Here is an 8,104-nt window from a genome sequence, read left to right as displayed (position 1 = left end):
GAACACCTTGTCCACCTTTCAACTCCACTTCAAACTCTTCGCTAATTAGCTGATAACCTACTTTAGCAACCTTCTCCTTAACGATATACTTACCATCACTGAGAGCCTTTGAAAGGGCAATCCCGTTTTCATCCGTTACCACTGTATCAACTACTTTATTAGTCGCTTTATCAACAATGTCAAATTTAACATCTTTCAACTTAACATCTGCATCAGCTTCGTCGAATTTAGTGATTTTGATCTTACCAGCAATATCAGCAGTAACAGTAGCACCTGAAGCCTTAACAGTCTTCATTATCCACGTAACCTCTGTACTTGTATTAATCTTGTCCCCCCATTTTTTCCAAGTTAATTGAGGTTCGTTATCAAGTACGAATTGAGCGGAATTTTTCACCTCCGAAGTATCTGCTGGTGAAGTAGTATAATAAAATAAGTAGAAACTCTTTGTCCCCGTATTGGTCGGCATAAGCAGTTCAAATCCACGTTTACCGTCGACAAATTTCAGATAAGCCACCTTATCAGAATTTGCTTGATACTTTTCGGGATCCGTTGTTACCTCGTATTTTTGGATTTTATTCTTCAGACCAGCTAGGTTGGTGTCTGTCGTCTCGTACTCTGCTTCATAAAGTTCAAAACTACCTTCAATATAAGTCGCAAAAGCTCCTAAACTAATATTATCTGTAATTTTAACAGTGTGACCCGTTAAATCTTGCTTGGAACGATTAATACGGACGTTCCATCCGATTTTTGGAGCTGCGCTGTGATTCCAAGCTGTTTTATGGATAACTTCATCTATAACAGGTGCTTCATTTGTTTTAAGAGATTTGAATGTAATCGTCTGTGAATCACCACCTGGGATAACGTAGGTAACCTTCTTCTCCTCTTTTGTAACTGTCTCTGTCGCATTTGCATTGAAGTCACCTCGGATGTTTTGCTTATCCTTGACTGCTTCATTGAAAGTAAAGACTAGCCGATGGTTGGCACTTTCTACCTTCACAGTTCCCATTTTCGTATTTGAATTTGTATCGATCAGAGGCATAGTTCTATCTTCCAAATTCAAATTGTCAGGAGCTTTTACTATAAAGTAATCTTCTGGCTTTATCTCGTTTGCCTGTATGTCAGGAAATGAAAACTTACCAGAGAATTTTAATCGCACTATGGTCTCATGTTCACCGTGATAAGCAATTGAATCATCCCCTGTAGCAGCAACAGTGATTTTTAAATTCTCGAGTTTGACCTTATCTGTTACATCTGCAGCAGATACCCGCTGGACATTCCAAAATCCTAGAACAGTAAAAATCGTTAGTAAAGATAAAAAGAAGCCTATCCACCTCTTTGTCTTCATTATAAATCTCTCCTTTTTCTGTTTTCTATTATAAGTTAAGAGTATAAATATTAGTATTATTTTCATCTTATATTATAATCATTACTATTATACTTTAAACAAAATGAAAAAACCATATCTTTTAAAGTTATATTTTTTGACAAATTGTCAACTTTTGCATTGCTTTTATCTGAGAGGAGACAAATAAAATATTTCACGATACACAAAAAAGAAAAGTTGGAATATCAAATAAACATTCTAACTTTTCTTTTTAAAACCAATTTAAAAGGCGAATAATATACATATTCATTTTAACCTGACGGGAATAATAATAATTTCCACCGTTGATATAGAGTTCAGGGCCATTAAATATGGAAATCAGGTTATAATAACTGTAGGTCTTACCGGTTACATTTCCCAAGCTTGGCGCTACCACTTCTTTTGAATATTTTTTAGCTAATTCAAGGGTATTTTCACCGCCATTTTGTGCCACATAGTCGATATAGGCCTGACCAAAATTGTAGGCCTGAACCGCTGTCCAAACATCTACCTTTTTCTCACTAGCCAGCTCCAGATTGTTTGATAAAGTCTGAATCCCTTGACGGACGCTTTCTTTATTGTCTGTAATCGAATTGATTTCGCCTGTTGCGCTCTCACTAGACTGCATGAGGTCAGTGTTTCTTCCCTTGGTTTCTGTGTAAATCATAGCAAGAACCAGCTCTTCATTGGCAGCCGTATCTTGCTCGTCCAGTACTTCTCTGACTAAACTTTGGTAAGTCATAACCTGCTTGACATCACGATGGACTTGATAGCCTTTAATCGCAATGGCAGCCAGAACGATGAGCAAAATCAGCCTTCTGATAAATTTAAACATTATTTACTTTGAATATCCTCGATATTTTTGATAAGAATAGAATAAGTTCCGTTATCATTCAGGATAAATTCCACGGATTCAGCATCCTGATAGACATTATTGGGAACGATCAGTTCTATTCCATTAGAGAGAGACAATTTTTGATTTTCGAACTTCTTTTTCTGGCGACTGCTGTCAATCTCGTCAAACTTGATTGGCTCTGGTACAGTTTCCTTAACTTGGTCAATAAAAGTAAGGCGAGCCGTCAAATTACTGTCAAAAAGTTCGTCTGCCAGCTTCTCTGGTGACAATTCATCATTTTCTTCAAGATTTTTGAAAATACTGGATTTGACCTTGGACTGGAACTGGAAGTCGTCTGTATTAAAACTTTCAGCAATTTTTTGAGCTGTTTTTTCCAGAGTTTTGATGGATTTTTTTGGTGAAATCTTGGGACTGACCTGCAAGAGATTGTCAGAAAAATAGTTGAGAAAGGCACCATTGTACTTGATGCGCTTTTCAATCAGATGGTACTTGCGAGACTTGAGATTGATGACCAAAGCCTCGTCCGCCCCAGTACCAAAGCCAGGCAGATTGTTCTGCGTCAGCTTGATAGGATTGTCCACCTCGCCACCTAAGTGGGTCAGAGTTTCCCGCAGAGCAATCCGAAGAAAAGCAAAGTGCTCCACACCCTCCTTGTCAAACTGGACAAAGATTAAATCGTTGGTTTTCTGATTTTCACTGACTGAAAACTCCTCCTGCCAGAGCTTGGCCACTGTCACTGATGTTTCCAGTAGGTCATCTGAAAGTTGGGCTAAAAAGACGTTTTCAGGATCGAAAATGCCTGTTTTAGCCTCGTCAGAATAAACTCGCTCGATTTTCTTGCGCAGGTATTCTTCAATCTTAGGAGTGATGTTGAGAAACTTATCCGCCAACAGCAAGTCCGTATCAGCTGGGCTGAATTGATGAATGATGGCCTTCTTTACATAAATGTCCATCTTAGTTCAAACCTTCATAGAGCGGAAAAGCATCTGTCAGTTCGCGAACTTCCGCCCGTACCTGATTGAGCACGGCTTCATTTTCAGCATTTTCCAGAGCCTTGATAATGAGTTCAGCCACCTTGATACTTTCTGTTACACCAAAGCCTCGAGCTGCAATAGCTGCTGTACCGATACGAATTCCGCTAGTCTTAAATGGTGACAGGGTTTCGTAAGGAATGGAGTTTTTATTAAGCGTGATATTGACCTCATCTAAGAGATTTTGCGCCACTTTCCCATTTTCTACAACCTTAGTGACATCAACCAAGAAAAGGTGATTTTCAGTACCGTCAGAAATCACACGGAACTTATCATGCTGACGGAAGACTTGCACCATGGCTTGGGCATTGTCCAAAATCTGCTGGGCATAAACCTTGAAAGCTGGATCTAGCACTTCTTTAAAAGCCACAGCTTTGGCTGCAATGACGTGTTCCAATGGTCCACCCTGAATGCCTGGGAAGATAGCTGAGTTGATTTTCTTAGCTAGGTCTTCATCATTTGTCAAAATCAAGCCGCCACGAGGTCCGCGTAAAGTCTTGTGGGTCGTCGTGGTTGTGATGTCCGCATAAGGCACAGGGCTAGGATGCAGACCAGCAGCAACCAAACCAGCGATGTGGGCCATATCGACCATGAGCTTGGCGCCAACCGTATCAGCGATTTCACGGAATTTTGAAAAGTCGATGATATGAGAATAGGCTGAAGCACCTGCCACAATCAGCTTTGGCTGCACTTCCTTGGCTTGCTTGAGGATAGCATCAAAGTCCAGCAATTCTGTTTCTGGATCAACATTATAAGATATAAAATTGTAGGTTTGGCCAGAGAAGCTGACTGACGCACCGTGAGTCAAGTGACCACCCGCAGACAAATCCATCCCCATAACTGTATCACCTGGCTCAATCAAAGCCATATAAGCAGCACAATTTGCTTGGCTGCCTGAGTGAGGTTGCACATTCGCAAACTTAGCACCAAAAATTTCCTTAGCGCGCTCAATCGCTAGACTCTCAATCACATCAACTACGTCTGTCCCGCCATAGTAACGGCGACCTGGATAGCCTTCAGCGTACTTATTGGTCAAAATAGAACCTTGAGCGGCCATAACAGCTTTAGAAACAACGTTTTCTGAAGCGATTAGCTCGATATTATGCTGCTGACGTTCTTCTTCTTTAGCAACTGCTTCCCAAATCTCTGGGTCAAATGCTTTGTAGTCTTCTTGGTCAAAAATCATAAGGTGTCTCCTTCTTTTGAGAAAATAGGGCGCTAGGCCCCTAAAAGTTAAAATGTTATATCACTTACTTGGGCAAGAATATCCTCGCGAGTAATGGCTCCTTGGCGCAAAATAAGTGCCTTTTCTCCAGACAAGTCCAGAATGGTTGAATCCTGACCTGTCAAGGAAGCATCATCTTCTAGTCCCGATACTTGCCCTTGAAAATCCAGCATAATCTGCTGGAAATCAGTTCCACTGGCTTTTCCAGAAAGATTGGCGGATGGCCCGATTAAAGGACCGTATTTTCGAATTAAATCCAATGTAATTGAATGCTTGGGAACTCGAAAACCAATGGTCTTCATGCCTGAGTTAATCCAGATTGGGACTTGGTCATTGGCTTGGAGAATGATAGTCAGTGGCCCAGGTAGAAAGGCTTGATAGAGTTTTTCTAGATAACTGGGCTGGTTCTTAGAAAAACGGTAAACTTCTTCCAAGCTAGCCACATTGAGATTGAGAGCCTTGTCACGAGGTCTTCGTTTTAATTCGTAAACTTGCTGAACCGCCTCTTCGTTCAAGGCCTGGGCAAAAAGTCCATAAACTGTTTCCGTCGGCAGGACAACCGCTCCGCCTGCTGCCAGAGTCTTTTCTATCTTATCCATTGTCCATCGCCACCATTCTATCCTTGCCAAATTGATCCTGCAGGACTCGGATTCGTTTTTGCGGGAATGATTTTTTTAATAGCTCCCCGACACCATCTCCTTGCTTGTAACCAATTTCCAGATAGATTTTTCCTTTTTCTGTGAGATAGTCTCCTGCCTGCTCCGCTATTTTCCGATAGACGGCATAACCATCCTCTTCTGCGAAGAGGGCCATGTGAGGCTCGGAGGTCAAAACATTAAGTCCAACTTCATCCATATCCGCTTCTGAAATATAGGGTGGGTTAGAGACAATGATGTCAAATCTTTCACTGATTACTTCGAAACAGTCGGATTGGACAAAAGTAGGACTGAGCTCGCAGGATTGAGCGTTTTCTTCTGCCAAGGAAAGAGCGTCTTTTGAAATGTCGGAAGCGGTAATCTGCCAGTCTGGACGGCTGTTTGCCAGTGCAAGAGCAATGGCTCCGCTGCCGGTGCCGATATCCAAGACAGACAGAGATTTTTCAGGATTTTCTGACAAAATTAGATCCACCAGCTCCTCTGTCTCAGGCCTTGGAATCAGAACTCGCTCATCCACCTTGAGAGTCAAACCGTGAAAGTCACTGCTCCCAATGATATACTGGGCCGGCATGTGAGCAAGCAGCTGCTCTTGAATAGCTTTTAGCTTTTCACGGTCTTCCTGGCTGACTTCTGCCCGAAGTTTGAGAACAAAGTCGGTAAAGGAGAGCTCATTGAGAGCCCGATAAACGAAAGACAGGCTTTCCGGTTCTTCTCCCGCTGCTACCAGCTCTTGTTCTAATTCAGCCAAATATTGAGCTAATGTCATTATTTATTCAGCTCTTCTAGTTTTTGCGTTTGGTCATAAAGCACCAAGGCATCCACAACTTCATCCAACTTACCTGACAAAATGGTATCTAGCTTTTGCAGAGTCAAGCCGATACGGTGATCTGTGACACGGTTTTGCGGGAAGTTATAGGTACGGATACGCTCTGAACGGTCACCAGTACCGATAGTCGACTTACGCTCAGCGTCTTGCTCGTCTTGGGCAATCTGCGCAAAGTGGTCAGCAACACGCGCACGGATGATCTTCATGGCCTTCTCACGGTTCTTCTGCTGGGTCCGCTCTTCCTGCATTTCGACCTTGATATTGGTTGGCAGATGGACAATACGAACCGCGGTTGCAACTTTATTGACGTTCTGACCGCCAGCGCCTGAGGCATGGTAGATGTCGACACGAAGATCTTTTGGATCAATATCGTATTCTACTTCTTCGATTTCAGGCATGACAAGGACTGTTGCAGTTGATGTATGAACACGGCCTTGGCTTTCGGTTACTGGAACCCGCTGTACGCGATGAGCGCCAGATTCATACTTGAGCTTAGAGTAGACCGACTGCCCCGAAATCATAGCTACAACTTCTTTGAAGCCACCGACACCATTCATGGAGGCCTCCATAACCTCAAAGCGCCAGCCTTGAGCTTCGGCATATTTCTGATACATGGTCAGCAAATCGCCTGCAAAGAGAGCCGCCTCATCACCACCTGCAGCACCGCGGATTTCCAAAATGATGTTTTTATCATCGTTTGGATCTTTAGGTAAAAGGAGGATTTTTAGTTTTTCCTCGTATTCTTCTTTTTCAGCCTTGGCATCCTTGAGCTCCTGCTTGGCCATTTCTTCCAAGTCGGCATCACCAGAGGCGTCTTTAATCATTTCTTCAGCGTCTGTGATGTTTTGCAGGACTTTCTTATACTCTCGATAAGCCGTCACTGTATCGCGGGTGCTGGCTTCTTCCTTAGAAAGCTCCATAAAACGCTTGGTATCGCTGACCACATCTGGGTCGCTTAATAGTTCGCCAAGCTCTTCGTAGCGATCTTCAACCGCTTGTAACTGTTCATAGATGTTCATAGATTTTTCATCATCTCCTTTATTTCCATCATTGGATTATTTAATGTCAGGGTTAAAATAGTGCTTGCGACAGACTGAGATATAGGTCTCGTGGCCGCCAATTTTAATCTGCTCTCCGTCATAAACCGGCTTTCCGTTATCAGTCCGTAAAACCATGGTGGCCTTACGAGAGCAATATTGGCAAATGGTTTTAATCTCCTCAATCTTGTCAGCCAAGAGCAAGAGGTGTTTGGAGCCTTCAAAGAGTTCATTGCGAAAATCATTTTTCAGACCAAAAGCCATAACTGGAACATCCAGCTCATCCACCACTCTTGCCAAATCATAGACATGATGGCGCCTCAAGAACTGAGCCTCATCAACCAAAACGCAGTAGGGCTTTTCAGGCAGGCTTTGAATATAACCAAAAATATCTGTCTGATCCTCGATCGCTAGCGCATCACGCTTCATACCAATGCGACTGGAAACGACACCAAAACCGTCGCGTGTATCAACAGCCGAGGTCATGATAACCACACTCTTACCTTGTTCTTCATAGTTGTGGGCTACTTTTAAAATTTCAATGGTCTTGCCCGAATTCATTGTGCCATATTTATAATATAATTGAGCCATTTTTATTTCTACATTTTCTCTCTAAGTATTGTCTTTTATAGGACTTCCAACTCTGTAAAAAATTTTGTTGAGAAGACTGACCATACTTCCTATTATTTTACCACAATTCACCACTCTTTCAAACCTCATTTGTGATAAAATAATATTAACGAAATAAAGGAGGCAGAAAATATGCCATTTGTCAGAATTGATTTATTTGAAGGTCGTACTTTGGAACAAAAGAAGGCTTTAGCCAAGGAAGTGACGGAAGCTGTTGTTAGAAATACTGGTGCACCCCAGTCTGCTGTCCATGTCATTATTAACGATATGCCAGAAGGCACCTACTTCCCGCAAGGAGAAATGCGAACAAAATAAAGAGGAGAGTCTGGGACAAAAGTCCGACCTCAAATATAAAAAGCGAACAAAACTAGTTTTCTGGTAATCAGAATTCTGCTTTGTTCGCTTTTCGCATTTAATTATATATTTGAAGGGCTTAATAATTAAGATTTTTAAAAATTGAAATCTTTTTGTCCCAGACTC

9 protein-coding genes are annotated in these 8,104 nt (G+C 42.1%); 1 reads left to right on the top strand and 8 read right to left on the bottom strand.

Annotated elements, in window-relative coordinates:
* From FZ952_RS11225 to FZ952_RS11190, 8 genes are all read right to left on the bottom strand, one after another.
* Positions 1 to 1,345: SpaA isopeptide-forming pilin-related protein (locus tag FZ952_RS11225; RefSeq protein WP_262366364.1), on the bottom strand; the 1,345-nt coding region annotated here is incomplete at its 3' end.
* Between the two features lie 250 nt (positions 1,346 to 1,595).
* Positions 1,596 to 2,198, bottom strand: coding sequence for a lysozyme family protein (locus FZ952_RS11220; RefSeq protein WP_148881717.1), 603 nt, complete (start codon positions 2,196 to 2,198; stop codon positions 1,596 to 1,598).
* Complete coding sequence (locus tag FZ952_RS11215; RefSeq protein WP_148881716.1) at positions 2,198 to 3,172, bottom strand: nucleoid-associated protein; 975 nt, start codon at positions 3,170 to 3,172, stop codon at positions 2,198 to 2,200. The genes FZ952_RS11220 and FZ952_RS11215 overlap by 1 nt, the downstream gene beginning before the upstream one ends.
* 1 nt (position 3,173) lies before the next feature.
* Positions 3,174 to 4,436, bottom strand: coding sequence for a serine hydroxymethyltransferase (glyA, locus tag FZ952_RS11210; protein WP_148881715.1), 1,263 nt, complete (start codon positions 4,434 to 4,436; stop codon positions 3,174 to 3,176).
* 47 nt (positions 4,437 to 4,483) lie between these two features.
* Entirely contained in the window at positions 4,484 to 5,074 is a 591-nt protein-coding gene (locus FZ952_RS11205; RefSeq protein ID WP_148881714.1) for an L-threonylcarbamoyladenylate synthase, read from the bottom strand.
* Positions 5,067 to 5,897 carry a peptide chain release factor N(5)-glutamine methyltransferase gene (gene prmC / locus FZ952_RS11200; protein WP_148881713.1) on the bottom strand — a complete coding sequence of 277 codons (831 nt, stop codon included), beginning with the start codon at positions 5,895 to 5,897 and terminating at the stop codon, positions 5,067 to 5,069. Before prmC ends, FZ952_RS11205 begins: the two co-directional genes overlap by 8 nt.
* Positions 5,897 to 6,976 (bottom strand): peptide chain release factor 1, encoded by a 1,080-nt coding sequence (prfA, locus tag FZ952_RS11195; protein WP_148881712.1) that lies wholly within the window; start codon positions 6,974 to 6,976, stop codon positions 5,897 to 5,899. The genes prmC and prfA overlap by 1 nt, the downstream gene beginning before the upstream one ends.
* 36 nt (positions 6,977 to 7,012) lie before the next feature.
* Positions 7,013 to 7,585, bottom strand: a complete 573-nt coding sequence (locus tag FZ952_RS11190) for a thymidine kinase (protein WP_037618193.1) — start codon at positions 7,583 to 7,585, stop codon at positions 7,013 to 7,015.
* 153 nt (positions 7,586 to 7,738) lie between these two features.
* On the opposite strand from FZ952_RS11190, the gene FZ952_RS11185 reads away from it, so the two are divergent.
* Positions 7,739 to 7,939, top strand: coding sequence for a 4-oxalocrotonate tautomerase (locus FZ952_RS11185; protein ID WP_262366365.1), 201 nt, complete (start codon positions 7,739 to 7,741; stop codon positions 7,937 to 7,939).
* The last annotated feature ends 165 nt before the right edge of the window (positions 7,940 to 8,104 follow it).

This window comes from Streptococcus sp. Marseille-P7376 (assembly GCF_902460385.1).
In the GTDB taxonomy this organism is placed as follows: Bacteria; Bacillota; Bacilli; order Lactobacillales; family Streptococcaceae; genus Streptococcus; species Streptococcus sinensis.
Note: the sequence above shows the minus strand (reverse complement) of the source record. Positions and strands in the feature narration are given on the sequence as shown.

Bases quoted from the DNA above. Each gene is read 5' to 3' on its own strand.
- glyA (WP_148881715.1), bottom strand. From the start codon at position 4,436: ATGATTTTTGACCAAGAAGACTACAAAGCATTTGACCCAGAGATTTGG.
- FZ952_RS11205 (WP_148881714.1), bottom strand. From the start codon at position 5,074: ATGGATAAGATAGAAAAGACTCTGGCAGCAGGCGGAGCGGTTGTCCTG.
- FZ952_RS11220 (WP_148881717.1), bottom strand. From the start codon at position 2,198: ATGTTTAAATTTATCAGAAGGCTGATTTTGCTCATCGTTCTGGCTGCC.
- prfA (WP_148881712.1), bottom strand. From the start codon at position 6,976: ATGAACATCTATGAACAGTTACAAGCGGTTGAAGATCGCTACGAAGAG.
- prmC (WP_148881713.1), bottom strand. From the start codon at position 5,897: ATGACATTAGCTCAATATTTGGCTGAATTAGAACAAGAGCTGGTAGCA.
- FZ952_RS11190 (WP_037618193.1), bottom strand. From the start codon at position 7,585: ATGGCTCAATTATATTATAAATATGGCACAATGAATTCGGGCAAGACC.
- FZ952_RS11215 (WP_148881716.1), bottom strand. From the start codon at position 3,172: ATGGACATTTATGTAAAGAAGGCCATCATTCATCAATTCAGCCCAGCT.